The organism is Pseudenhygromyxa sp. WMMC2535 (assembly GCF_011083025.2).
Genome location: NZ_JABJWV010000001.1, coordinates 1,347,938 through 1,373,950 on the forward strand (window position 1 = coordinate 1,347,938; position 26,013 = coordinate 1,373,950).

The window sequence follows — 26,013 nt, forward strand, 5'->3', positions numbered from 1 at the left end:
GCCCCCGATGGCCGAGATTACCGTCCCGCCCTTAATCGAGCCCTACATGCCCATCATCAAGGGGGCAGTGGTCGCGATCTTGATCTTCGTGCTCGGCTGGTTCGTCGCCAAGTGGGCGCACTCGCTCACCGTCAAGGTCCTGCGCAAGAGCAAGCTCGACGAGTCCATGGCCCGCTTCCTCGGCTCGCTCGCGCAGTTCGGCGTGCTCGCGGCCACGGTGATCGCCGCCCTCGGCACCGTCGGCATCGAGACCACCAGCCTCGTCGCCATGCTCGGCGCCGCGGGCGTCGCCATCGGCCTGGCCCTCCAGGGCAACCTCTCGCACTTCGCCAGCGGCGTGATGCTGCTGAGCTTCCGCCCCTTCACCGTCGGCGACGTCGTCGAGATCGGCGGCAAGCTGGGCACGGTGGACGAGATCGGCCTGTTTGCGACCACGGTGATCACCTTCGACAACCTGCGGGTCACCATCCCCAACTCGTCGATCACCAGCGGCGCGATCACCAACTACTCCGTGCTCGGCCGCCGGCGCGCGGTGATCGACATCGGCGTGGCCTACGGCAGCGACATCGACCAGGTCACCGAGCTGCTGCTCGACGCCGCGCGCTCCGTCGAGGTCGTGCTCGAAGACCCCGCCCCCGCCGCGGTGTTCATGTCCTTCGGCGCCAGCTCGCTCGACTTCGTGGTCCGCGTGTGGTCGAAGAACGCCGACTTTGGCGACATGCAGCACCAGGTCCGCCGGGCGATCTACAACGCCCTCGACAAGGCCGGGATCGACATCCCTTTTAACCAGATCGTCCTCCATCAGGCCGACGCGGCGGAGATCCAGGCGAGCCCGGCCAACACCAGCAGCGACCAGGGCGAGCGCGCGACGGGCTAGCCGGGCTAGTCGAGCTTGGTCAGCAGCACGCCGAGGGCATCGATCACGCTGAAGATGCCCACGACCTCGCCCGCGTCCATGACCACCGCCGAGCCGATCTTGCGGTCGCGCATGGTCCGGACCACGTCGGCCAGCGCGGCCTCGGGCGCGACCACGTAGGGCTGGGCGGTCATCGCCTCGCTGACCTCGACGGCATCCTTGTCGACGCCGGGGATCCCCGAGATCAACGCGAGGTCGCGCTCGCTGACCAGGCCGACGACCTCATCGCCCTCGAGCACCGGGAGGTGGCGGATGCCATGGTCGTCCATGCACGCCGCCGCGTCCGCGAGGCTCGTATCCGAGGAGATGGTCACGGGATCCCGGGTCATCACCGCCCCGACCGTCTTCGCCCTCTCGCTGCGCTGCGCGCTCATCGAGCGCGATGGTAGCAGCCCCAAGAGATCGAGGCCGCGAGCTGCCCGTGCAGGCTTCGCGGCCTCTCGCGTCCGTGCGCTGGCACGGCGGTGGTCGGTTGCTGGTCCGTGTTGCGCGGCGAGCCGTCTCGTCGGTTCAGCGCCGACGCGTCCCGCTCGCTCGCGCGGGGTCTGTGTTCTCAGGCGGCCTTGACGTCCAGGGCGCCGTTCGCCGCGAAGATCTCGACGACGGTCGCGGCGGGCAGCTCATCGGCATCCATCGTCACCAGTACGTTTCCCGCTTCGAGGTGCTCCGCCATGGCCCGGATCTCCTCGCGGGACTCCGAGGCGCCTGCGACCGCGCCCGCGGTCACGCCGAAGATCGTGCCAGCCAGGGCCAAGAAGCCCCACTCGGCCCAGCCGACGCTCAGGTCGGCGCGGGGGATCATCAGCAGCCCGCCGATCAACGCGCCAGCGATGCCGACCAAGAGCGCGCCCTTGATCGCGCCCTCGAGCGCCTCGGTGCCGGTCATCTGCACGTCCTCGTCGCGCAGGTGCTCCTCGTGCACGACGGCGTTGATCTCTTCCAGGCCGGTCTCGCGGCTGACGGCCTCGACGGCTGCATCGGCGTCGCGGCGGCTCTCGAACACTCCAAAGATGATCCCGCTCATGGCTGTCTTCCTCTCCGGCGATCAATCTGCGCTGCGACTTTTCAGCGAACAAGCGCGAGGGTTGCCGGCGGCGACGCGAACGCGGCGTAAAGCCTGCGCGCGAGCCAGCACACGCCTGTTCGAGGCCGCGATGCGCATTGCCGCGATGCGCCGAGGTGACGCCCAGAACCGCTGTATCGCAGCGCTGACAGCTAGTTCGAGCGCCGCGCCCGAAAGTCACGCACGACCTGAACGAGCATCTCGACCTCGTGGCCGTAGAGCTCTCCGCCCACGTCGCCGTTGGGGTTGATGCGGAAACTAACGGGCTGACGCTCATGGGCGAGCTCGAACACCTCGCTGCCGTGCATCGGCACATAAGGCCAACCCCGCGGCTCCCACAGGCGCAGCGAGGCCCAGTCACTGAAGGCCCCGAGGGTCGGGCGACCGCTGGCGTGGGTCTCGAAGTTCAAGAAGGCGTCGCCGCCGTCGACCTCGTCCCCGACCTCGGGGTCGAGGGGCACGAGGAAGGTGGCGTTGAGCAGCTCGGTGTACATCGCCCGGCGCTTGTCCTCGTCCCAGCCCTTGGCGACCTCGCGCATCGCGGTGACCAAGTCGGGGTTTTGGGGGTGCGCCGTGTCGTCCTCCGTGAGCTGGATCTCGGGCTCGCCTTCGACGCCGTAGACCCGCGCGAGGACGTCGACCATCTCGTCGGCGACGCGCTCGAGGCTGGCGAGGTCGCGGCCGTGCTCGCGCCGCCAGTTGCGGCGACCGCCGCCGCGCTTGTCGAAGCCCTTGTCACGCAGCAGCGCGCCACGCTCGGCGCTGAGCTTGTGCGCCGGGGGCAAGCTCGCGCTGGCGACGGCCTCCTGCACGATCGCCCCTCGACCGCCGCGGGCGATCGACATCAGGTAGATCGGCCCGACCTGCACCACCAGCCGGGCTTCGTCGCTGCGGCTGGCCGCGAGGCGCTGAAGGGCTGCCAAGAAGCGCTCGCGCGGGGGTCGCGGGGTGTCACGCACCCCCCGAAGATAGCACCAATGAGCTCAGGGCTCGGCGGAGCCCTCGCGCAGACGCCGGAGCAAGAGCGCCACCGACTCGCCGCCCATCCACAGGATCAAGCTGGTCAGGACCACGCTCAGGCCAAAGAGCAGCCAGCTTTGGTGGGCCCAGAAGTCGAGCAGGTGCAAGACCAGCGAGATCAAGGTCACGATCATCACGAAGACCATGGGGATGACCAGCGGGAGCACCGGGCGCTTGCGCTGCCAAAAGTAGAGCGCGACCACCAGCAAGGTCAGCGAGGCGATCATCTGGTTGCCGGCGCCGAACATCGGCCACAGCGCCCAGCCGGCCTCGCGCACCTGGCCCGAGGCGTCGCTGACGCGCAGGGTCGCCAGCAAGATCGCCGGGATGATCGCGACCAGCGTGGCCACGTAGGGGTTGGTCAGCGCCTCGATCTTCAGGGCCTCGCCGATCTCCGCGACGATCAGCCGCTCGATCCGCGTCGCCGTGTCGAGGGTGGTCGACGCGAAGGAGATCACGAGCACGGCCATCAGCGTCTGGGCCAGGACCGCCGAGAGCCCGAGCTCCTGCAAGAAGGCCGCGCCCCCCAACACGAAGGCGGCCGCCTTGTTGCCCGAGGCGTGGGCCCAGGTGTCGTAGTAGACCGCCCAGCTCAGGTCGGGGATCTCCTGGCCGCCGAGCTCGCAAAAGCCGACCAGCGAGATCCCTGCGACCGCCGCCATGGTGCTGGCCAGGGCCAGCGCGCCCTCGCCGAGCATGCTCCCGTAGCCGATCGGCCGCGCGTCCTCGATCTTGTCGAGCTGCTTGGAGGTGGTGCCCGAGGCCACGAGGCCGTGAAAGCCCGAGATCGCCCCGCAGGCGATGGTCACGAACAAGAAGGGGATCATCGAGGGCGCGCCCTCCTCGGACCAGCGGACGGCCGGGGCGTCGAAGTCCGGGTGGGCGACGAACAGGCCGATGAAGAGCAGGCCGAGGCCGACGAAGAGCTGGTGGCTGTTCACATAGTCGCGCGGCTGGAGCAGCAGCCACACCGGCAGCAAGCTGGCCACGGCCGAGTAGGCGAAGAGCGCGAGGATCCACGTCAAGTTGGCCTGCTCGGGGGCCATGCCCACGTCGGCCAGCGAGAGCGGGACCTTGGTGCCGAGGTAGACGAAGGCGTAGAGCGCCGCGAGGGCGATCAGCGAGGGGATCAGCGCCGGGATCCCGCGCTTGTAGAGCAGCCAGCCCATGACCAGCGCGACGAGGATCGAGGCGTTGACCGGGAGCACCGAGCTGGGGATCGAGGTGAACAGCCCGGCGATCGCCATCGCGAACACCGCGAGCACCAGCCAGCTGAGCACGAGGATGAAGAACAGGAACATCAGCCGGACCCGCGGGCTGATCACCTTGGCGGCGACGTCGGCGATCGAGCGGCCCTGCTCGCGGGCGCTGACGACCAGCGCGCCGTAGTCGTGGACCGCGCCCATGAACACCGTGCCCAGCACCACCCACAGCAGCGCCGGCAGCCAGCCCCAGTAGGCCGCCACGCACGGGCCGATGATCGGCGCGGCCCCGGCGATCGAGGTGAAGTGGTGACCAAAGAGCACCCCCCGCTTGGTCGGGACGAAGTCGTGGCCGTCCTCGAGGGCGTGGGCCGGCGTCACGAAGTCCGGGTCTCGATCCTGGAAGATCCGCTCGCCGATGAAGCGGGCGTAGAAGCGGTAGCCGGCCACAAAGACCAGGAGGACCAGCGCAGTGACGAGGGCGGCCATCCGCCCATTGTCACACTGGTCCTCCTGTCGAGGGAAGCCCGCGCTCGGCTATCCGAGCATCCGAGCATCCGAGCGCGGCCCCAATTACGGGGCCAAAATCACTGGGGCAGGATCGTGAACACCCCAGCGCCCCACCACGAGAACGCCGTGTCGGCGACCTCGGTGACTGTCCCAGTCTCGGGGTCAATCTCGATCACCTGACCGCCGGCGTTGAAGCCGAAGATCTTCCCGGACCAGCCAGCGAGGCCGTAGAGCGAGGTGTAGCCCACGGTGGTCGCGAGCTCGTCGATGGCCATGCCCGTGGTCGGATCGCACTCGACGATCACGTCGCCGTTGCTGACCCCGGGCTTGTTGACCGCGCCGTAGGTGCCCGTGCCCTGGATCGAGAACACGTCGCCCGAGGAGGTCATGCTGTTGCCGTACTCGCCGAGCAGCTCGAGCACCGCGTTTTGACCCTCGACGGTGATCTTGTACCAGCTGCCGCTGTTGGCGATGCCGATCAGCGTGTCGTCGTCCTCGTCGATGGTCCCGGGCGGGACCATCGTCAGGCCGTTGAAGCTCGAGGGCAGGTCGGCCAGGTAGATGCACGCGCCGTTGCCCGGGTCGCAGACGAAGAGGTCGTTGAAGGTCACCGCGTAGACCACACCCCAGCGATCGATGGCGATGTCCGTGACCGAGCCCGAGCTCTGGTCGAAGCTGAACTGCCCGATCTCCGCCACGTCGTAGGTGAAGGGGTCCATGGTGTACAGCCGCGAGCTGGTGTGGGCGTAGACCAAGTTGGGCTGGGCGGTGCCCGGGAGGTCGGGATCGTCGGGGAAGGGATCGTCGGGGTCCGGGACGCCGTCGTCGTCGCTGTCGAGGATCGGCGGGTCACCGGTCTCGGTCGTGTCCGTGGTCTCGTCGGAGGTGTCCGTGCTCTCTTCGGTGCTCTCCTCCGTGGAGTCCGTGTCCGTGCTCTCTTCGGTGCTCTCCTCCGTGCTCTCTTCGGTGCTCTCCTCCGTGCTCTCTTCGGTGCTCTCCTCCGTGCTCTCTTCGGTGGTGTCGGTGCTCTCCTCCGTGCTCTCCTCGGTGGTGTCGGTGCTCTCCTCCGTGGCGCTCGTCTCGGCGGTCTCGCCGACCTCGTCGTCCGTGGTTCCAGCGTCCGTGCCGTCGTCGGAGCAAGCGGTGAGCGCCGCCAGGCCCGTCGTCAAGCAGAGCGTGAGCAAGTGGGGGTGGTGTCGGTTTAGATCAAGCATTGTCTAGCTCCGTGCGCGCGAGCATACGACACTTTGCCTGGGCCCAGCGCCCTGCTATCCACTCCCCGCCGACATGCCGCCCCAAGCTGTCCCCCCCTCTCGAATCGACGCGCTCGCTGAGCCCGAGGCAGCCAAAGGCTCGACGCTGCGTCGATGGGTCCTCTCCCTCACCGTGCTCGCCACCAGCCTGCCTGGGGTGGGTTGTCGCAAGCCCGAAGCCCCGGCCGACGCCGACGGTCAGACCCAAGCTGGAGACCCGCAGCTGCGATCGGTCCGCGAGCAGCTCGCCGCCGCGGAGGCCCTGGCCCGCGAGGGTGACCCGCGCGGCGCCGCGGCCAAGCTCGACGCCCTCGACGCCAACGCCGAGGTCCAGGCCACGCTCGCCGACGAGGAGAAGGGCCCGGAGCTGCGCGCCGAGATCGCCATGACCCGCGCCCGCCTGGCCCTCGCCCGCGGACACGCCGACGCCAGCGAGCACCTCCAGGCCGCCGTGGACGCAGCGATCGCCGCCGAGCACCCCGAGCTGCTCATCGACGCCCGCCTGGCCCTCGCCCACGAGATCGCCCGCTTCGACCCGAGCGCCGAGCGAGCCTCGCGGCTGCTCGCCCAGGCCGAGGCCGCCATCGAAACGAGCGCGAGCGTTCCCCTGACCAAGCAGCTCGAGCGCGCCCGCCTGCGAGGGGACACCGCGAGCATGCTCGGTCGTGACGAGGACGCCATGGCCGTGCTCGACGCGGGGCTCGAGCGTGCCCGCGGCGCCGAGGAGACCGAGGGCGCGCCTGCCCTCGCCGCCCTCGCGAGGACCCGCGCCCAGGCCCTGGTCCGCCGCCGCGAGCCGGGTGATCTCCAGCGGGCCGCGGACGACCTCGAGCTCGCCGCCAAGACCCTCGCCGACGCCAAACTCGAGGGCGCGGACATCACCTTGGCCCAGGCGGAGCTCGCCCTCGAGCGCGAGCAGCTCGAGCCCGCAAAGACCGAGCTCGACGCCCTCGACGCTGCACTCGCGGCGCTCGGGCCCGACGCCCCCCCGGCGCTCACCGTCGGCGCCGCGCTGGCCCGGGCGCGGCTGCTCCTCGCCCGCGGCGACGCCCCGGCGGCCAAGGCCCAGGCCGAGGCCGCCCTCGAGCAATGCGACACCCGCGACGATCCGCCGATCTTCGCCTGCCTGCACGCCCACGAGCGCCTCGCCGCGGCCGCCTTCGCGATGTCCGACCACGCCCTCGCCGAGCAGACCCTGCGCGCGGCGATCATCGAGGCAAAGGGGCTCTACGGCGAGCGCGGTGCCCCCCTGGGCGTGCTCTACACCCGCCACGGCGAGGCCCTGCTCGGCCTCGGCCGCCTCGACGACGCCGAGGCCGACTTCGACCTCGGCCTGAGCATCCTCGAGTCCTCGCGCGCCGACAGTGAGGCGCTCTTCGACACCGTGCTCGGCAAGGGCAAGGTCCTGCTCGCCCGCGACGAGCCCAGGGGCGCGGTGCTCTGGCTCGAGCGCGCCACCTCGACCTCCTCCGCGGCCTCACCCGAGGTCCTCGCCGAGCTCGCCTGGGCGCTGGCCCGGGCCCAGCTCGGCGCCGGCGCGGCGAAAGGCCGAGAGGACAGGGCGCCCGAGACCGCCAAGAAGGCACTCGAGCGCTACCGAGATCTCGGCCCCGAGTACGCCGACGAGGTCGCCGAGATCGAGGCATGGCTCGCGGCTTTGTGATCACCACTTGGCGATCGAGTAGCTCAGCCAACACCTTTGGCTGAGAATCGGACCCGGCCCTGCGCGTATCATTCGCAGGTGCCCCTTCACCCAAGCTTCTCCCGCGCCGCGACCAGCCTCGCGCTCTCGGCCGCGCTGCTGATCTCGACGACCGCTTCGGCGTCTGGGCGCCTCGAACCCGAGGACGCCGCCGCCAAGCGTGACGAGGTCAGCGCGAGCCTGCCCGAGGACGCCGAGGCGGCCGCCGAGGCCCTGCACGCCGCCGCCGAAGCGCTCGGCGATCCCGAGCTCTTCTTGGCCGCCGCCGACAAGCTGCGCTTCGAGGCCGCGAGCACCCGCGACCAGGACCTCGCCGAGGCCGCGCGGCCCCACGCGCAGACCGCCCGCGACGTCGCCATCTACCTCGCCGACGAGCGCAACTACGACGCCACCGACTGGCACCCCGTCGAGCGCGAGCGTGCCCAGGCCCTGGTCGGCGAGGCGGATCAGGCCCTGCGCGAGATCGACACGCTGATCGCCGAGATCGAGGAGGAGCGCCGCAAGGCCGAGGAGGCCGCGCGCCTGGCCGCCGGTGGCGAGGGCGGCGAAGCCAAGGCCGAGAAGCCCAAGCGCGACAAGAAGCCCGGCACGGGGCTGATCGCCGGGGGCTCCGTGGGCCTCGTCGTCGGCGTCGGCGGCCTGGCCGTGCTCGGCGTCGGCCTGGCCCAGGGCGGGTCCTTGCAGCGCGAGGCCGAGACCCTCGACCTGCCCGCCGAGCAAGACCAGCTCGACGACCTCGACCGCCGCGGCAAGCAGGCCAACACCTTGGCGATCGTCGGCGGAGTGGTCGGCGGCGTGGGCTTGGCCACCGGCGTCGCCCTGATCGTGCTCGGGGTCAAGAAGCGCAAGCAGGCCGGCCCCGGGGCCGAGGCCAGGCGCCTCGACGTCGGGCCCTACTACACCGGCCACGGCGCCGGGCTGACCATCCAGGGGAGCTTCTGAGCATGCACGCGCTAATTTTTTCGACGCTCTTCAACCTGCTGACCGCCAACGCCAACGTCAGCGCGGACGACTGCGGCGAGCGGGTCTGCCTCTACCCCAGCGACGCGGACAAGGCCGCCAAGTGGCAGGCCGACGGACGCATGAGCCGGGGCAAGCGACGCAAGGACGCCAAGAAGAACCGCAAGCGCAAGACCGTGGACCTGAGCTTCGTGGTCCACGATCACCGGGCCAGCGTGTTCGTCGACGGGCGCTACTGGCCGAGCGCCGGCCTCGAGATCAAGCCGGGGCGCCACGAGGTCGAGGTCCGCGACGGCGAGACCTCCCTGGCCCTCGGCGTGCTCACGGTGCCACGCAACCTCGACTCGCTCAGCGTCGAGGTCCACCCCGAGCGCGACTGAGCGCGATATGGCGCGGGTCTCGCGGGTCGTGCGCAGCCGACCCGCGAGCTTCGAGTCCGTCGCTGACGCCGCGCTTGCGCTGCCCGAGCTTTCGCGCCATGAGGGCCCCGTGTCCGCAGCCGAAGAGCTGACCATCGAGACCCCCGAGCTGCGCGTCGCGGCCAGGGCCTGGGGCCCCGCGGACGGGCGCCCGGTCCTCGCCCTGCACGGCTGGCTCGACAACGCGGCGAGCTACGACGGCCTCGGCCCGCGGCTCGCCGCCGCCGGCCTGCGCCTGGTCTGCCTCGACCTCCCGGGCCACGGCTACTCGCAGCACAAGCCCGGCAGCTACCACTTCGTCGACTGGGTCGCCGACATCCTCGCCGTGGTCGAGGCCCTGGGCTGGCAGCGCTTCATGCTCGTCGGCCACTCCATGGGCGCGGGGATCAGCGTGCTCTTCGCTGGCACCTTCCCCGAGCGGGTCGAGCGGCTGATCCTGCTCGAGGGCATGGGCCCGCTGAGCGAGGCCCCCGAGCAGGTCGCCAAGCGCCTCGCCCGGTCCCTGCGCGTCGAGGCCCGCAAGCGCGCCCTCGAGGATCGCCGCCGGCTCTACCCCTCGATCGAGGAGGCCGCCGAGCGGCTGATGGAGTCGACCGCGATGCGCCCCGCCTCGGCCATGACCCTGGTCGCGCGCGGCATGGTCGGCGTGCCCGAGGCCGCCCCCGAGGGCTGGACCTGGCGCGCCGACGCCAAGCTGCGCCTCGACTCGCGCCTGCGCCTGAGCGAGGCCCAGGTCCACGTGTTCCTGCGCGCGATCGCCTGCCCCACGCTCTTGGTCCGCGCCAGCGAGGGCTGGCCGCACGACGCCGCGCTCGCCCGGGCGCGCGTCGCCTGCATCCCCGCGCTCGAGCTCGTGACCCTCGACGGCCACCACCACGTCCACCTCGACGAGCCCGAGGCCGTGGCCGCCGTCGCGCTCCCCTTCCTGAGCCGCCCCTCTTCAAGCAACCCCTCGAACGAGCAGAGCGACCCGTGACCACCCCCGGCCGAAGCACTGGCCCTACTTCTGCGAGGAGAACATCTGGCACCTGTGCGCCGACCCGCGCGCCGTCGACCCCGACGGCAGCGGCGACGCGCGGGCCTACGCCACCTTCATCTCCAACGCCGAGCGCCGCGTCCTGATGTGGGGGCAGCGCGTCGCCGAGGACGACGAGGCGGCGATCCTCTGGGACTATCACGTGGTCTTGCTGGTCCACGGCCCCGGCGAGGCGTGGACCACCTGGGACCTCGACGCCCGCGCGGGCGCGCCGCTGCCGGCGGTCCGCTGGCTCGAGCTCGCCTTTGGGCGCAGCGGCCAGCACCCGCCCAAGTACAGCCCGAGCTTTCGACTGATCCCCGCGGCCGAGTACCGCCGCCGCCTGCACAGCGACCGCCGGCACATGCGCGACGCCAGCGGCAGCTTCCTGCGCCCGCCGCCGCCCTGGCCGGCGATCCTCGGCGAGGGCGCGCGCAACAACCTCGATCGCTTCATCGACGTCACGAGCCCCGAGGGCCCCGGCGAGCGCCTGAGCCTCTCGCAGCTGCGCGCGCGCGTCGGCCTGCGCTGATCGGGTCGCGCTCCGGTACAGTGCCCCAGCCATGAGCTCCCTGCCGGCGAACCTGCTCCCCGACAACGCCACCATCGCCCCCGACGGCCGCCTGAAGATCGCCGGCGTCGACGCGATCGAGCTCGCCGATCGCTTTGGCACCCCGCTCTTCGTCTACGACGAGGACCACGTGCGCGCGCGCTGCCGCGAGGCCCGGGAGGCCTTCCCCGACGGGGTCGCCTACGCGAGCAAGGCCTTCTTGTGCAAGTCCATGGCCCGCCTCGCCCACGAGGAGGGAATGCTCTTGGACGTGGCCTCCGGCGGCGAGATGTACGTCGCCCGCCAGGCCGGCGTGCCCGCGGATCGCCTGGTCCTCCACGGCAACAACAAGAGCCTCGTCGAGCTGCGCTACGCCATGCGCGAGGGCATCCACCGCGTGGTCGTCGACTCCTTCGACGAGCTCGACCGGATCGCCGGCCTGGCCCGCGACGAGGGCCTGCCCGCGCCCAAGATCCTCCTGCGCATCACCCCCGGGGTCGAGGCCCACACCCACGAGTTCGTGCAGACTGGCCAGGACGACTCCAAGTTCGGCTTCGGCGTGCGGGTCGGCCACGCAAAGGCGGCCATCGAGCGCGCCCGGGCCCTCGAGGCCGAGGGCGCCCTGCGCCTCGTCGGCCTCCACGCCCACGTCGGCAGCCAGGTGTTCGAGGTCGGCTCCTTCGAGAAGGTCATCGAGGTGCTCACGCCGATCTTCGCACCCCTCGGCCTCGAGGAGCTGTGCATCGGCGGCGGCCTGGGCGTGGCCTACGTCGAGGGCGAGACCTCGGGCAGCATCCGCGAGTGGGGCGCGGCGATCCGTCGGGCCTGCGAGGCCCAGGGCCTGCGCGCGCGGATCACCGCCGAGCCCGGGCGCTCGATCGTCGCCGCGGCCGCGCTGACCCTCTACCGCATCGGCACCATCAAGGAGATCCCCGGGGTCCGCACCTACGTGTCCGTCAACGGCGGCATGAGCGACAACCCGCGCCCGGTGCTCTACGGCAGCGGCTACGAGACCTTCCTGGCCCGCAGCGCCGACGCCGAGCGCACGCGGACGATCCGCCTGGTCGGCAAGCACTGCGAGTCCGGCGACCTGCTCGTGCGCGAGGGCAAGGTCCCCGCCGACATCGCCGTCGGCGACGTCATCTCGACCCCGGTGACCGGCGCCTACGGCTACTCCCTGGGCTCGAACTACAACAAGGTCCCGCGCCCGGCGGTGGTCTTCGTGCGCGACGGACAGGTCCGCGAGGTCGTGCGCCGCGAGACCTGGGACGACCTCCTGCGCCTCGACCTCTGAGCCCGCGCGCCTACCAGCGCAGCTCGACGACGGCGACCGGCCCGTCCTGGCTCATGTGCTCGCTGCTGTGGATCGTCGCCTCGCTGCCCGAGGGAGCCAGCAGCGCGAGGCCGCGGAAGCTGCTGTCGTTCCACTTCGGGATCAGCTGGCCGAGGTCGATGGTGTTCACGCCCTGAGACAAGGGCATCGTCGAGAACTCGTAGCTCATCGCCGGCATCGACGCCCAGGTGAGCGTGTCCTCCGACCACGGTGACATCACCTCGAAGAGATCGAGGGGGCCCATGGCCGAGTCCGCGACGATCCTCAGCTCGAGCCCGACGATCTCGGCGCCCGGAGGGAGCGTCGACGCGAGCTCCAGGTCGATGAAGGTCCGCTCGTCGCTCGGGCCGTTGACGGCGAAGAGCCACGGCTCGCCGCCAAAGTTGCTCATCGACTGGTCCTCGCGCGCGTAGGTGTCCTCGGTGAGGACGATCTCGAGGCTGCCCTCGCACTCGCCCGCCGAGCAGGCCATCAGCGTCCCACCGACCTCGCAGGCGCGGCCACAGGACCCGCAGTTCAACGGATCGTCGCCAGAGACCTCGCAGCCCGGCATGTCGTCACAGTCCAGGGTCCCGCCCATGCAGGTCAGGCCCTCTTGCATGGTGTCGGCTTCGCCCCCGGTCTCCACGCTGTCCTCGCTCGTCAGCGCGGGGCCGTCGAAGTCCGGGTTCTCGCCGAGCACGCAGCCGCCGAGGGCGACCCCGCCGGCGACCAGACCGACGAGCACAGGCCACGCTCGTCGATCAGACGAGGCGAGGGCGCGACGCTCGAGTTCGAAGACCATGACCACGATCAGACTCGAGAGTATCGAAAGATCCCGGCCGACCGCGCGCATCGCCACGTCGAGGTCTCGAACGTAGCGACGCAGACGAGCTCGTCTTCGCCAGGCACCACCCAACACGAAAGTGGGGGCCCAGTCGTGCGCGCATCCGCGACATCTCGCGCGTCAGGGCTCGGAATCACGCATTTTGCGCAGCTTGGGAACCTCATCGACCTCGCGGCAGGAAATCCCACCGTCGATGCCCACGGCCTTCCCGTCGACGCCCACCGCACCATGAAAGTCGACCCGCCAGTACGCGCCGCCGCGCATGTGCAAGAAGAGCTGGAGCCGACCGAGCTCCTCGAGGCCCGCCTCGCAGCCCACGGCCGCCCCGCCGCTGCGCTTGTCGGCGAAGATCTGCGCCTCCTCGACGGCCTCCCAGTCGATCTCGTCGTGGCAAAAACGAAAGCGCGCCGCGATCTCCTGCTTGGTCGCGGGGCTCGGCTTGTCGGGGCAGCGCTCGGCCAGCGCCCCGCCCTCGAGGTGGGTCAGGGCCATGAGCGCGTCGAGGTCGTCTTCACGCAGGGCGTCGAAGGCCTGGCGCCCGACGTCGGCCAGCGCGGCCTGCTTGGGATCGAGCTCGGGCCCGGGCTCGGGCTCGGGCGCCGGGGTGGGCTCCGGCTTGGCCGCGGGCGCGGGCTCGGGGCGCCGCGGCCACTGGATCGGCCCGCCGCCAACCACCGGCCGGGCGTTGGAGACCATGTCGCCCTGGCGATCCCCATAGCCGACCGGACCCTCGGAGCAGGCGACGCAAGCGAGCAACGAAACGAGCGAGGCGAGCGAGGCGGGGCGGCGGCGCGTCATGATGCCCGAGCTTACCCGCGCCGTGGCCGGGAGCGCAGCGCCCATGCGTGGCGCGCTGGCCTGTCGCGCGCTGGCCTGTCGCTCACAGCCCCGCCGGCTTGGCCGGGAGCGCCAGCGTGGGCAGCTCGACCGCGGCCACGCCCTCGCGCTCCAGGCCGCGCACGACGAGCCACGCGTCGGAGCCGATCAGCCCGCGACCCAGGCGGTAGCGCAGACGCACGATCTGTCCCGCGCCCTCGTCGAGGGCGAGCTCACGCGAGGACCCCCGCTCGGCCCGCGAGTACTCGAGCCCGTCCCAGGCGAGCATCAAGGCGTCGAGGTCGACACGCAGCGTCCCCGGCCCGAGGTTGTCGAGGCCGAGCTCGACCACGACCCCCTCGGGCTCCCAGCGCATGGCCTCGAGCCGCGCCTGCAGCCCGGATGCCTGACCGACCGGCTGCGTCGGCGCGCCGAGCAAGGTCGTCGGCCAGCGCAGCTCGACGGCGCGGAGCTCGTCGGCGCAGGCGGCCGCCGAGCTCAGGGCCGCGACCGCGACCGAGAGTCGCCCCAGCCGCGCGAGGGCGGTGCGCAAGCGCCTTGCCACCGCTCCATGGTACACGCCGGCGAGGTCTCGCTATGAAGCTCGCCATCCCCGAGTTCCAGTTCCGTTTCATGCGCCGCGCCGGCAACGTGATCTTCCCCGGCAATTTCCACCCGGTCGGCACCCAGCGCGACGCCGAGGGCATGATCGAGCGCGCCCTGGCCACCCGCGCCCACACCCCCGAGCCCGGCGAGGGCGGCCTGTGGCTGATCGTCGGCGGCTCCGGTGGCTTCGGCAGCGCCGCCCGCGTGGCCCTGGCCGTCGACCACGGCGCGCACACTGTCAACTTCAGCTTCGACGCCGAGCCCAACCCCGAGAGCAACAACAAGATCCGCAAGATCGGCTCGCCCGCCTGGCACCGCAACCTGGCCATCGAGCGCCGCCTGCGGGCCATGGGCCTCGCGGCCCACAGCGAGAAGGTCGACGCCTTCGATCCCGTCGCCCGCGCGGCGGCCATCGAGGAGCTGCGCCGGCGCTTCCCCGGGCAGAAGCTCGCCGGCATCGTCTGGGCCCTGGCCGCCCCCCGCGGCCTGGACCCGCGCACGGGCAAGACCGTGTCGAGCACCCTCAAGCCCGTGGGCAAGCCCGCGACGATCCAGACCTTCACCGGCCCCGAGGGCGACGAGGGCCCCAAGATCCTCGAGCTCGCGGTCGAGCCCGGCACCCCCGAGGAGGCCGTCGGCACCGTCTGGGTCATGGGCGGGCGCGTGATCGAGGGCTGGATCGACGCCCTGCTCGAGGCCGAGCTCATCGACGACGGCCACACCCTGCTGACGATCTCCTACCGCGGCGGCCCGCTCAACGCCCCGCTCTACCGCGACGGGCTGATCGGCCTGGCCAAGGCCGACCTCGAGTACACCACCCAGGCGCTCTCGGCCGTGCTCGACCGCGCCGTGGGCGGGAAGGCCTTCGCCGTCGAGGGCCCCGCCGTGATCACCGAGGCCTCCGGGGGCATCCCCGGCGTGCCCCTCTACATGGCCCTGCTCCTGGCGGTCATGGGTGATCGCCACGAGGACCCCCTCGACAGCATGCGCCGCATGTTCCGCGACTACTTTTTTGGCGGCGCGGCCGAGCCCGACGCCGAGGGGCTGATCCGCATGGACGACCGCGAGCTCGCCGACGACGTCCAGGCCGCCCTGGGCGAGCGCTTCGCCGCGCTGCACGAGGGCGCCGACTTCGACCTCGGGCTCTACGAGCGCTTCATGGCCGGCTACGCGCGGACCCGGGGCTTTGGCGTGGAAGGCGTGGACTACAGCCAGGAATTCGACACCGACGAGATCTGCGAGCAGGGCTGAGCCCGAGCCCCTCGCTCGCCCTCGCTTTTTTGGGGGGCGCGACTGGTTTGGGACACTGCAAGCGCCGGGGGCAAAGCGCGCGTGAATCGCCGGGCGCGGGGGGATGCGCGCGGGCAAAATTTCCAGGAGCGAGCCACCGCCACATCGGGGACTTCCCTCGGCCCTTTCGACGCGGATCACAGGCTCCCCCCGCGAAGGGCTCTGCATCCTCGGTGCGCGAGCGCCTCGACAGCCATATCGCTGGCCACCGAGACGCGCCCGCCCGCTCCCCCATGACACCCGCGTCAGAGCCCTGTCCGCCACGACCCGCTCGGCGCTCGCAGCACGCCGCCCGCCACCTCCCCCGGCCAGCGCTTGCAGAGCCGCCCGCGGCCTGAAATCCTACGCGACGGCAGCCCATGCTCGCCTCCCGCCCCCGCTTCGGCGTCGCCTCGGCCCTCGGCCTCGCCCTCGCCCTCTTCGCCCCGAAGACCGGCCGCGCCCAGTCGCCCGAGAGCGAGGCCGGGAGCGGTGAGGTGATCCTCGAGCAGAGCGTGCGCGCGCTGTGGTCCGACGGCGACCAGCTGCTCCTCGCCGGCTCCAACCGCTCGCTCTATCGCATCGGTCGCCAGGGTGAGCCGACCCGGGAGGCCGTCGACATCGAGGTCTTCGTCGACGCCGATGGCACCCGGGCCGTGGGCGGCCAGCAGGCCGTGTTCATCGCCGCAGACGGCGCCATGGTCCGCTGGACCGCCCAGGGCATCGAGACGGATCAGGTCCCCCTGCTCGAGGGCGACGAGATCGTCGCCGTGGCCGTCGATGCCAGCGGGGTCGTCTACGCCATCGGCCGCGAGCGCGCGCTCTACCTGCGCGGCAGCCTGCGCTGGCGCGCCTACCCCTACCCCGAGAACGTCCACCCCCTCGGCGCCGCGACCAGCCCCGGCGGGCAGGTCTACGTCGTCGGCCGCGACGGCATGATGGTCCGCTTCGACGACGGCCAGTGGGACCGCCCGCTGCTCCCCGGCCTCTCGCCCGAGACCCTGCGCGCGCCCTGGTACGAGGCCTGGTACAGCGGCGTCACCCAGACCCTGTGGATCCGTGCCGGCCGCGACCGCCTGCTCGAGGTCGAGATGGGCGAGCAGCGCTCCGACCCCGAGCCCCAAGAGCAGAGCCTCGAGCTCGGCAAGCGCAGCAAGAAGCCCAAGCCCGACGCAGCCCAGGGTGAAGAGGGCGAGGAGGGCGAGCCGCCGGTCGAGGGCCCCAAGATCAACCTGCGCCTCTCGGGCTCCGTCCCCACCCGCGAGCACCCGATCCCCGTGGGCCCCCCGGCCGAGGGCGAGCCGCCGGCGGGCTTCACCGCGATCACCGGCGTGTCCGTGGCCGCAGGCGACCGGGTGATCACCAGCGCCGGCGGACAGCTGTGGCTGTTCGAGCGCGAGCGTTTCGTACCGATCGCCAACGACGTCGGCCTGGTCCACGACATCGTCCTCGACGAGGGCGAAGATCTGGCATGGGTGGCCAGCCAACGCGACCTGCGCTCCTACCAGCTGCGCGCCATCGGCGAGTCCACCAACGACGAGCCGCTGCACGACTCCGACCGCCGGCTCCTCGACCGGCTGCTCCGCCGCGAGCAGTGGCACGAGCGCAACGCCGACCTCCCGCAGATCTTCTGGATGCCCACGGCGCGCATCGACAACGGCGTGGTCTTCCCGCTCGGCGCGGATCCGGTCGCCGGCTACTCCCTCGAGGTCGGCGCGGGGGCCCTGCTCGCCCCCCTGGCCAAAGATCGCGGCCCGACGCTGTGGGTCTGGCCCGAGCTCGCCTATCGCTTCGAGACCCACCCCATCCGCGGCGGCCATCTCTTCGACGTCGGCGTCGGCCTGGGCTTTGGCACCCACCTGATCGCGGGCTTCTACCGCCCGCGCCTCGTCCTCGGCGGCATCGACCAGGGCCTCGAGGACGGCGAGCCCGGCGTCTACGGTCTGCGCCACGGCCTCGCCCTCGAGGCCCTGTGGGGCATCGTCGGGCTCGAGTTCAGCCACCAGTATCTAGGCAGCAACCGGGGCTCGCTCACAGACCTGCGCCTGGGCCTGAGCATCAACTTGGCCCCGCTGATCTGGGGCGCCATCTTGTGGGCGACCCTGCCCACGAGTGACTAGAGCGCTTTGCAGGCGCACCCCGGCGGCCTCGCTGTGGAGCGCGCTTTGCAAGCGCGGCGCCTTTCGAACGAAAACCCGAAGCCCCGTGACCACGGGCCTCAATCTGTTAGGCTCCGCCGGTGTCCGACGATTCGCTCGCGTTGATCAAGGCAGCCCTCGGCGGGGGCGGGGCGCAGTACGAGCCACCGCCTTCGTGGCACGACCCTGACTTCACGATGTACGAGAAGCTCCTCGACATCGCGCGCATCCTCCTCGAAGGGCTGATCGCCGAGGAGCTGCTCGAGACCGTGAGCTCCTACGGCGCGCGCGCGCTGACCAAGGGCGCAGCTCGCGCTCTCAACCGCGGCACGACCCACGAAGAGCGCGCAGCGATCTTCGCCGAGTGGCTCCTCGAGGAGGAGGAGGTCGGCGAGCTCTCGGCCGACGACGAGACGCTCGCCGCGCGCCTGCGGATGCTGATGCCCGACCCGCCCGAGGGCGAGGACGACGAGGGCGAGGACGACGAGCTCGAGGACGGCGAGGACGAAGAGCTCGGAGAGCTCCCGGACCTCCCCGAGTGAGCGCCGGCTAGCGCCAGCTAGCGCCCCGCAGCGGCCCTTCGTGGCCAAATCGCAGCTGGACAGGGCTGGGCGAGGCCGAGCAATGAGCGCAGCCCGCAGGCGCTGCCCGCAAGCTCTGCGTCGACCGGCCCCGGGGCCTGCCACCGGCCCCGGCTCCGTGCTAACGAGCGCCCCGTGAGCGCCTCCACGGATCGGATCCCCCAGCTCGACATTCGCCGCTTCGACCAGGGCAGCGACGCAGACCGCGAGGGCTTCGTCGCCGACCTCGGCGAGTCCCTGCGCCGCTTCGGCTTCGTCGGCATCCGCGAGCACGGCCTCGACGACGCCCTCATCGCCAAGGCTTACGAGGTCCTGGCCGCCTTCTTCCGGCTGCCGACCGAGACCAAGATGCGCTTTTTCATCGAGGGTGGTCGCGGCGCCCGGGGCTACACCGCCTTCGGCCGCGAGCAGGCCGTGGGCGCCGAGGTCCCCGACCTCAAGGAGTTCTGGCACGTCGGCCGCATGTTCGACGCCGGGGACTCCTGGGGCGAGATCATGGAGCCCAACATCTGGCCGAGCGACGAGCTCGTCCCCGGCTTCTACACCACGCTCTCCACCCTCTACCGCGAGCTCGACGCCCTGAGCCGGCGCATGCTCTCGGCCATCGCCTTGCACCTCGGCCTGCCCGACGACTGGTTCAACGACAAGGTCGACCACGGCAACTCGATCCTCCGCCCGATCCACTACCCGCCCCTCGAGGGGGCCGCCGGCGCCGACGGGGCCGTGCGCGCCGCAGCCCACGGCGACATCAACCTGATCACCTTGCTGGTCGGCTCCGGCGAGCCCGGCCTCGAGATCCTCTCGCGCACCAAGGAGTGGATCCCGGTCTCGACCATCGAGGGCGTGGTCGTCTGCAACGTCGGCGACATGCTCGAGCGCCTGACCAACCACGTGCTGCCCTCGACGATCCACCGCGTCGTCAACCCGCCCGAGCCGTGGCGCAGCAAGCCGCGCTACTCGCTGCCCTTCTTCATGCACCCCAACTCGGAGTTCGAGATCGCCACGCTCAAGGGCTGCGTGACCCCGGACAACCCGGACCGCTACCCGGAGCCGATCTTGGCCGACGACTTCTTGCAGCAGCGCCTGCGCGAGCTCGGGCTGTGAGCGCGGGGGCGTAGCCGGCTCCCGCGCCCCCCGTCAGTCGTCGAGACCATGGAGGTTGGCGGGGGTTTCACGAGTCAGGAGGGCGCTTCGCCGAATTCTCCTTCGAGGGCCTCATAGTACACCCTCGAGTCTTCTGCGAGCCCACCGCGTTGATCGAGCTCGCGGAAATGGTGGAGAAGCGGGAGAGCGTCGCGCCTGGCGTTGACGAGGCTCTGCTCATCGCAGAGCCGCTTGGCCATTTCGGCCTTCAAGAGCGAGGCGCGGGCCAACTGGTCGAGGAGTTTTTTGCGATCGGGCTCGCGCTCGAACCATTCGCGATAGATCTCGATTGCCTTGTCGATCAGCGTGATGTCTTTCTGGCAAAGGCCCAAGTTTTCATATGCTGCTGCAAGGCCGTCCCGGATATCGAGCCGCATGGGGCTGCGCGAAGCCAGGGGCTCGAGAATCTCTCGACAAGACTGGTATGACTCGAGAGCCTGCTGGTGTCGGTTCAGTTCGAGAGAGAGGTCTCCGAACCTGCCGTAGGTCTGTGCGAGCGTGAGTTGGAATTCGACCTCGTCAGGGTGAGCCCTGGCAAGAGCGTTGGCGAGGTCGAGGCTCGCCTGCAAATGCTGCTCTGCCCTGTCGGACGCGCCGAACTGCAGGAGCTGCATGCCCAGGCTGGATTGAATTTTCACCAGGTTGAGCTTGGCATCATCCTGCTCGATGGATGATGCAACTCGAACGAGTGACTCGGCGATCTCGAAGCCACGCTCGTAGTATGAAAGAGCACGATCGTAGCATGAACGAGCACGCTCGTAGCATGAACGAGCATCCTCGTTTTTTCCCATTGACCGATACAGGTCTGCGAGCCTGCCCGAGCCAACAAGCACATCATGCAATCGTTCTTTGTTTTCGGGGTCTCGAGCGAGCGCGTCTTCGAACAACTGAAATGAATCCAGATAGAGCGCCAGCGCCTCATCGTTGCCGACGAGAGCCTCCGTGTGTTCGGCGAGATTGGCCAGCCACCGCGCTCGGCGACGGTCGGGCTCCGTGAAGACCTCCAGCATGCGCTCGCTCAGAGAGTACGCGAAACGAGACAGGCCGCGCCGAGATGTGGAGAACCGAAGCCGCTCCGCCAACTCATCGGCCAACTCGAGCCGCCGCGCTGCGATCAGATGTTCGATCCTCTCCAGGATGGCATCGACATTCCTGAACGTGTCCCCCCACCACTTTGCAGCGGCGAGGTGGGCGGACTTCGAGCGCTCATCTTCATGTTGCAACCGAGCGGCGATCCACCGATGCACCACCCAGCTCTGCCCGCTACCGCGCGCTCCTGGCCCGGCCACGGCCAGCAGCGTACGCGAGACCAGGACCTCGATCCCCTCCCGGAGTCGCCGCTCGTCCCAGTCCAGGCCGACCGCGTCCGCCACAGCCTTCATCGCCCCCAGAGGAACGGCGCGGCGATAGACCGCCGCCGCGTCGAGCAAGCGACGGCTCTCCTCGTCGAGGGTCGCAAGCAGCGCCTCGAGCAGGACATCTTCGGCGACCAGTCGTGACGCTTGCTCGACCCGCTCTCGAGGACTCGCGTCGACCACATCAGGCAGCTGCTCGTTGCTGCCTCGTGCGAGCGCTTCGAGACGCCGCAGGATGTCGACGAATGCCGCCTCGGGCCTGCCGGAGGTCGTGCGCAGCAACGCGTCGGCGAACTCGAGCGCCCGGGGATGTCCGCCAAGGAGCGCCAGCGTCCGCTCGCGCTCGCGTGGGCTGAGGTTCATCAGGCCAGGCAGGCGCCACTGCAGGCGACGCATGGCCGCGGGGGAGACGGGGCCAAGGCCGAGACGCGAGAGCTCATCAGCCTCTTGCAGATCAAAGCGACAAGTGATCAGCACCGCGCCGGCCCCCCTGGCCGCTGGTAGCAAGGTCTCGAACAGCGCCAGAGACTCGCGAGACGGAGTCGCCCTGTAGGGCCGCTCACCTGCGCCAGAGAGATCTGCGGGCAAAGCATCGCCGGGGAGGTTGTCCTCGAAGTTATCCAAGAGCAGCAAGACTCGCTCGGCGTAGAGCAGCCGAGCCAGCGGCGCGAGCAGCTCCTGCTCGTCGAGGGACTCCTCCGCGCGCTGCCGATCGTCGATGGCGACGAGCTCGCGAATGGCCGCGGAATCGACCAGCTGGCCCGTGAGCTGTCGACGCGCGTGGCGAACGAGGTCGGCGACGGTGAAGCGCCCGACGACGGCGACCACGGCCCAGCCCATGCGGACCAGGCGCTGAGCCAGGCTCGTCGCCAACGTCGACTTGCCGCTGCCGCCCACGCCCCAGACGAGCGCTCCTGCGTGGCCAGGGTCCGTGAGCGCAGCAAATAGCGTCTGCCCCTCGGCGCGACGCCCGACGACCCAGCCCACGGGGCGAGAGACCATCCCACGCACGGGGACCAGCGAGCGCGGCTCGGGGGGAGGGTCCCAGGGCCGAGTGACGTCGTATAGTGGCGCGTCGAGGTCTTCGGCGCGGGAGAAAGCCATGACCTTGGCATACTCGGGCTCGCTCGCTGCGGTCGAGGATGTCTGTGCTCGCTGCGCGCGCGCAGCCTCGAGCTGGCGGCGCGATTCGGCGAGCGCTCGGGCCACGCTCGGCCTCGCTGCGAGCGCGGCGTAGAAGTAGCCGGCGAGCTCGCTCGCGTAGCCCTCGCTGACAGATCCCCGCATCGCGATGACTCGAGGGACGCCAGCACGCAGCAGCTCACCGGCCATCGCCGATTGATCCCCCCCATCGGCGCTCGCGCTCACCGAGAACACGACGGCCAGCGGCGGGTGGGCGGCGTCGGTGAGCGACGCTGCGAGCCGCGGACCGTCGACCACCTCCGGCTGTCCCCGCTCGTCCTCGAGCAGGAGCTCGCCAGGCCCACCGTGAGCGACGAAGTGGACGACATGAAAAGGCTCGGCGTCGAGCTGCCATCGCACCCCCTCGAGGGTCGGGAGCGCTTCGACGAAGACCACGCGCGGTCGGGCCAGGCGCGCGCGCTCGAGGCCGTCGAGGATGCGCTCTTGCTCGCGCTCCCAGTCGTGGTCATCTCGTGGCGAGGCGACCACGAAGAGCACACGCAGGGGGCCGTCGATACCAGGCAGCGCAGCGACCCGTGACGAGCACTCGAGGGTGCGAGCGACGGTGAGCCGGGGGATCAGGGCCAGCGGACGGTAGCGGGCGCCATGGGGAAGTCGAGCGGCCTCCCAGGGCAGCGCCAGAAGCCCGAAATCGTCGGCGCAGATGCTCAGCACCGCGTCCCCTGGATGGTTGTGGAGTTTCGCTGCCAAGGCCTCTCCCAGGGGGCCAGTGAACGCGTCACTGAGACTCTGCGCAGGAATGCGGACCTCGTGCCCGTCGTAGTGGACGAGCAGCTCATCGCCTTCACCGCGCAGGTCCAGTCGACAGTGCAGCTCAAAGCGCGCTGGCGCAGCGCCGAGCGCCGGCTTACTGCCGGACTCGCGGCCCACTTGGGCGTAGATTTCCCTGGCGATCGTCTCGACATCGCGGTGATCGACCCGGCGGCGTGCGGCGAGGAAGGGTGGCAACGCCTCCGTGGCAGAGAAATCGGCGAGCACCGGCATGATAAAGCCCTTGCCGTCGATGACGCGCGTGAGGATGGCGGCGTACTCCTCGGCGGCCCAACCAGCCTCGAGGCCTTCCCTACTCACGAAGACCAGCCCGCCATCGGCGGCAGCCAGGCCTTCCTCCATCATGGCGATGACGTTGTCGCCGGCGCGGATCTCCCATTGGTCGAACCAGACATCGATGCCCCACTCTACTCGCAGCGCGCGGGCGAGCTCGCCCGCGGCCGGCCCGTCCTTGCTGCGATAGATCAAGTAGACCTTTGGCGCCTTCACCGGCAGGCGTCGCTCGAGCTCGAGGACCCAGGGTGGAAGGCTGGCCAACGAGCTCTTTGCGCGGCCAAGCACCGCGCGCGCGCGCGCTGGGCGTTCAAACTGCTCGAAGAGCAGCGCGAGAGCGTGTAGTAGCGCCTCGGGGGCATCCGACGAGCGCTCGAAGCCTCGCCAGATCTGCTCGGCGGCCTCCTCTGCTTCGGCCCCTCGACCAGTATCCATGAAGATCTTCGCGCGAATGACAGCGAAGGCCGCCGTCGCCGGGTGTGTGGGCCCCAGTCGTCGAGCCAGGGCCTCCGCGACGCTACGACCAGGGTCCAGGAGCCCGTGGTGGAACCCAGCGCGGCCCCTGGCGCCGGGATTTTCGTCGAGGGCGCGAAGCCAAGACGCCGCTGTACCGGGTGTACTGCCAGTTTTGGCGACAAAGCCCTCGGCGAAAAGACCAAGCGAGGTGTCGCGCTGGGTTTCACCACGGGCTCCTAGGCAGGCCTCCAGATCTCCGCGCAGACGGAGCTGCTCGTGACGGATCGACAGTAGCTTCAGCCCCTCCAGCTTCGCGCAGGCTCGTGTGACGGCGTCGTGATCACCGTCGACCAAGCCCAGCCAAGCGCGGGTGATCGCGTCGAGCTCCACGAGGGGCGCATCGAGGGCCCCGCCAGCGGTCAAGAGCATCGCACGAGACAGGTCGAAGTCCCCGTGGATCACGGCGAGGAGCGCGAGGATGAGGCGCCGCCGATCGTCAGCTGGCGTCGGAGCAGGCCCCTGCTTCAGCGCGTAGCAAAGCAGCGCACGATCGTCATCTGGCAGCGCCGCGCGCCTCAGGGCATCTGCCGCAGCTCGAATTTTGGCGGCGCGGGTGCCCGCGGGCTCGGGGCGATCGATGTCGGCGAGCGCCTCGACGAGGGGCAGATCTTCGAGCGCGAGCAGCCTCGACAGCTCATACGAGGGTAACAACCAGTGCGGCGTGACCGCGGGCCCGGCGAAGCCGAGAAAGTCCAGCTGGTCACGGTGCACGCTATACAGGTCCGGCGCGACATCTTGCAGATGACGCAGCGCGTCGGGGCGCAGGAGGATCAGTAGGGGCCCGGGAACTCGTCGGACCAGCGAGTCGCGCGACTGATTGAGCTGGGCAAAGCAGCGCTCGAGCGCCTCGACGCTGCGGCGACTCGCTGTCGTGGTCTCGATCCGCGCCAGCACCTGCGCCGTGGGCTCGAGACGGCGCAGGACCTGTATCGGCGCCAGGGAGCCCTGGCTCGAGGCATCGACGACGACGCTGCGGCGCCCGAGCGCGCTGGCCCTGGCGTCGAGCAACGCGCCTAGCCGCCCTTCGACCTCGCTGTCCGCGACCAGCACGATGAAGAGAGCAAAGCCGGTCTCGAGCTCGAGGGCATTGGCGAGTAGGGACCACTCGCGCGCGTTGTGACCCCGGCGGGCAAACTCCGGGTCGAGGGCCTCAGTCACGCGCGAACGCCTCGGCCTGCTCCCAGGTGATCGGCTCGTCAAAGTCGAGCAGCGGCCAAAACAGCGGATGCGCGTCGTACCACTCCTGATCGTTGTGGTAGCGGAACATCTTGAAGCCCTGCAACAGCGTGTCCATCCGCAGCAGCGAGGCCTCGTCGTCGGGAAAGCGCTTGTCGGGGTGCAGGTGGTGCAAGACCTGCTTGTCCTCGCGGACGAGCGCTTGGCCGTAGGCGTTGCGCACACGGTTGACCGCGAACTCGGCGTCCTTGCGGCGAAAGCGAGGCGCGTCACCGACGTTGTGGACCATGTGGTGGACGAAGCGCAGCAGATCTCGAAGGTATCCGCCGCTGTGAGCCACCAAGAACGCCGGGATCGCGGGGTCCTCGAAGTGCTCGCACGAGACTCGACGCAGCAGAGCCTCGACCACGGCCTGGACCCCCGGCGCGTGCAAGCCTCCCTTTTTGTCGAAGACCCGAACCATGGGCAGGAACTGCAGCTCAGAGCCGAAGCTCGCGTGAATCTCGGCCGAGCGACGGACCATGAATGGAGGAACTGTGTAGATCGTGTGCACTGGCGGACGGAGATCGCGGCCACGGAGAATGAATGCACCGAACCACTTGTTGTGGAACTCGGTCCTGCGCGCTGCGGTGAAGGTCTCACCGGTGGCACGCTTTTCGGCGCCGTCGAGGACGAGCACCAACTCACAACCGTCACGGCGCGAATCTTCGGCGGCGCGCTCGAGCACGGCGAAGACCTCTTCACGCAGACCGTCGCGCTGACGCAAGGCCCTGGCGACCCGCTGAAAGAGGGTGTCGTCTGTGGTCAGCTTGGCCTTGGCGCTGTCGATGCCACCTTCGATCTCGACCTCGGAATTGAGCAGCTTCCAGGCACGCTGAACATACTCTCGGACCCAGCCCGTGCCCTGCGGGCCGCCGGCGGGGAAGATGGCGAGGACCATGGCGAGCATCAGATCTTCACTGGTGATCGGCTCATCGTCTCGCAGCCAGGCGCCGACGTCAGCCATGACGACCTCGTAGCCCTCGCCCAGGATCGTTGCGAGTTGCTCGAGCTCGGTGGTCTTGCCGCTACCACGAAGCCCGGTGACGAGCTGTGCGCGCGGCTCCGAGGCAAAGCGGATCTCGTTGGCCAACCACTCTCGCCACGGCTGACCTCGCAGATGAGCACGGTCGAAGTCGTAGTAGCGGGGATCCTCAGGGGGGATCGGCTCCTCCGGCTTGCAAGCGGCGACAATCTTCCTCTTGAGGTCGAGCTCCATGGGCGAGTAATTCTAGCCCAGAGCTGATTTTCGCGCGACCGAGTCCCGGACTTGCGCCTGCGGCGAGACCCCTGCACATGCGAGGCCGCTCGAGTACGACACCAGGCGCCCCCGGAAGTCGAGGACGACCTATATTCGT

At 70.1% G+C, this 26,013-nt stretch carries 20 protein-coding genes and 1 pseudogene; 11 read left to right on the top strand and 10 right to left on the bottom strand.

Annotation, left to right across the window (positions count from 1 at the left end; all coding sequences use genetic code 11):
- The first annotated feature begins 7 nt into the window (after window positions 1-7).
- Window positions 8-877 carry a mechanosensitive ion channel domain-containing protein gene (locus G6O69_RS04885; RefSeq protein ID WP_172302365.1) on the top strand — a complete coding sequence of 290 codons (870 nt, stop codon included), beginning with the start codon at window positions 8-10 and terminating at the stop codon, window positions 875-877.
- Window positions 878-882: 5 nt separating this feature from the next.
- On the opposite strand, the gene G6O69_RS04890 is transcribed toward G6O69_RS04885, so the two are convergent.
- From G6O69_RS04890 to G6O69_RS04910, 5 genes are all read right to left on the bottom strand, one after another.
- Entirely contained in the window at window positions 883-1,290 is a 408-nt protein-coding gene (locus G6O69_RS04890) for a CBS domain-containing protein (RefSeq protein WP_172302366.1), read from the bottom strand.
- Window positions 1,291-1,469: 179 nt separating this feature from the next.
- Window positions 1,470-1,940 (bottom strand): hypothetical protein, encoded by a 471-nt coding sequence (locus G6O69_RS04895; protein ID WP_172302367.1) that lies wholly within the window; start codon window positions 1,938-1,940, stop codon window positions 1,470-1,472.
- Between the two features lie 191 nt (window positions 1,941-2,131).
- Window positions 2,132-2,938 carry an SseB family protein gene (locus G6O69_RS41915; protein ID WP_172302368.1) on the bottom strand — a complete coding sequence of 269 codons (807 nt, stop codon included), beginning with the start codon at window positions 2,936-2,938 and terminating at the stop codon, window positions 2,132-2,134.
- Between the two features lie 24 nt (window positions 2,939-2,962).
- Entirely contained in the window at window positions 2,963-4,690 is a 1,728-nt protein-coding gene (locus G6O69_RS04905; RefSeq protein ID WP_172302369.1) for a carbon starvation protein A, read from the bottom strand.
- A 98-nt stretch (window positions 4,691-4,788) separates the two neighbouring features.
- The gene (locus tag G6O69_RS04910; protein WP_172302370.1) at window positions 4,789-5,895 is read right to left on the bottom strand and encodes a hypothetical protein; all 1,107 of its coding nucleotides are present in this window, start codon (window positions 5,893-5,895) and stop codon (window positions 4,789-4,791) included.
- 202 nt (window positions 5,896-6,097) lie between these two features.
- On the opposite strand from G6O69_RS04910, the gene G6O69_RS04915 reads away from it, so the two are divergent.
- From G6O69_RS04915 to lysA, 6 genes and pseudogenes are all read left to right on the top strand, one after another.
- Window positions 6,098-7,627, top strand: a complete 1,530-nt coding sequence (locus tag G6O69_RS04915; protein WP_172302371.1) for a hypothetical protein — start codon at window positions 6,098-6,100, stop codon at window positions 7,625-7,627.
- Window positions 7,628-7,705: 78 nt separating this feature from the next.
- Window positions 7,706-8,608 (top strand): hypothetical protein, encoded by a 903-nt coding sequence (locus tag G6O69_RS04920; RefSeq protein WP_172302372.1) that lies wholly within the window; start codon window positions 7,706-7,708, stop codon window positions 8,606-8,608.
- A gap of 2 nt (window positions 8,609-8,610) precedes the next feature.
- On the top strand, window positions 8,611-9,006 hold the full coding sequence (locus tag G6O69_RS04925) for a hypothetical protein (RefSeq protein ID WP_172302373.1): 396 nt from the start codon (window positions 8,611-8,613) through the stop codon (window positions 9,004-9,006).
- A 109-nt stretch (window positions 9,007-9,115) separates the two neighbouring features.
- The gene (locus G6O69_RS04930) at window positions 9,116-10,021 is read left to right on the top strand and encodes an alpha/beta hydrolase (protein WP_172302374.1); all 906 of its coding nucleotides are present in this window, start codon (window positions 9,116-9,118) and stop codon (window positions 10,019-10,021) included.
- A 31-nt stretch (window positions 10,022-10,052) separates the two neighbouring features.
- Window positions 10,053-10,592, top strand: a pseudogene (locus G6O69_RS04935) (hypothetical protein); the annotation flags it as partial.
- 31 nt (window positions 10,593-10,623) lie between these two features.
- Complete coding sequence (lysA, locus tag G6O69_RS04940) at window positions 10,624-11,904, top strand: diaminopimelate decarboxylase (RefSeq protein ID WP_172302375.1); 1,281 nt, start codon at window positions 10,624-10,626, stop codon at window positions 11,902-11,904.
- A gap of 10 nt (window positions 11,905-11,914) precedes the next feature.
- On the opposite strand, the gene G6O69_RS04945 is transcribed toward lysA, so the two are convergent.
- The 3 genes from G6O69_RS04945 to G6O69_RS04955 all read right to left on the bottom strand — a co-directional run bounded on the left by G6O69_RS04945 (window position 11,915) and on the right by G6O69_RS04955 (window position 14,150).
- Window positions 11,915-12,778, bottom strand: coding sequence for a DNRLRE domain-containing protein (locus G6O69_RS04945; RefSeq protein WP_255216085.1), 864 nt, complete (start codon window positions 12,776-12,778; stop codon window positions 11,915-11,917).
- Window positions 12,779-12,889: 111 nt separating this feature from the next.
- Complete coding sequence (locus G6O69_RS04950) at window positions 12,890-13,567, bottom strand: hypothetical protein (RefSeq protein ID WP_172302377.1); 678 nt, start codon at window positions 13,565-13,567, stop codon at window positions 12,890-12,892.
- 82 nt (window positions 13,568-13,649) lie between these two features.
- On the bottom strand, window positions 13,650-14,150 hold the full coding sequence (locus tag G6O69_RS04955; protein ID WP_172302378.1) for a hypothetical protein: 501 nt from the start codon (window positions 14,148-14,150) through the stop codon (window positions 13,650-13,652).
- A 32-nt stretch (window positions 14,151-14,182) separates the two neighbouring features.
- Here G6O69_RS04955 and G6O69_RS04960 point away from each other — a divergent pair, with 32 nt between their 5' ends.
- The 4 genes from G6O69_RS04960 (at window position 14,183) to G6O69_RS04975 (ending at window position 19,283) form a co-directional block, all read left to right on the top strand.
- Window positions 14,183-15,442, top strand: coding sequence for a hypothetical protein (locus G6O69_RS04960; protein ID WP_172302379.1), 1,260 nt, complete (start codon window positions 14,183-14,185; stop codon window positions 15,440-15,442).
- Between the two features lie 398 nt (window positions 15,443-15,840).
- Complete coding sequence (locus tag G6O69_RS04965) at window positions 15,841-17,580, top strand: hypothetical protein (RefSeq protein ID WP_172302380.1); 1,740 nt, start codon at window positions 15,841-15,843, stop codon at window positions 17,578-17,580.
- Window positions 17,581-17,699: 119 nt separating this feature from the next.
- On the top strand, window positions 17,700-18,140 hold the full coding sequence (locus G6O69_RS04970) for a hypothetical protein (protein ID WP_172302381.1): 441 nt from the start codon (window positions 17,700-17,702) through the stop codon (window positions 18,138-18,140).
- Between the two features lie 174 nt (window positions 18,141-18,314).
- Window positions 18,315-19,283 carry an isopenicillin N synthase family oxygenase gene (locus G6O69_RS04975; RefSeq protein ID WP_172302382.1) on the top strand — a complete coding sequence of 323 codons (969 nt, stop codon included), beginning with the start codon at window positions 18,315-18,317 and terminating at the stop codon, window positions 19,281-19,283.
- A 74-nt stretch (window positions 19,284-19,357) separates the two neighbouring features.
- On the opposite strand, the gene G6O69_RS04980 is transcribed toward G6O69_RS04975, so the two are convergent.
- On the bottom strand, window positions 19,358-24,598 hold the full coding sequence (locus tag G6O69_RS04980) for a CHAT domain-containing protein (RefSeq protein WP_172302383.1): 5,241 nt from the start codon (window positions 24,596-24,598) through the stop codon (window positions 19,358-19,360).
- Entirely contained in the window at window positions 24,591-25,874 is a 1,284-nt protein-coding gene (locus tag G6O69_RS04985; protein WP_172302384.1) for a hypothetical protein, read from the bottom strand. Before G6O69_RS04985 ends, G6O69_RS04980 begins: the two co-directional genes overlap by 8 nt.
- Window positions 25,875-26,013 lie beyond the last annotated feature (139 nt).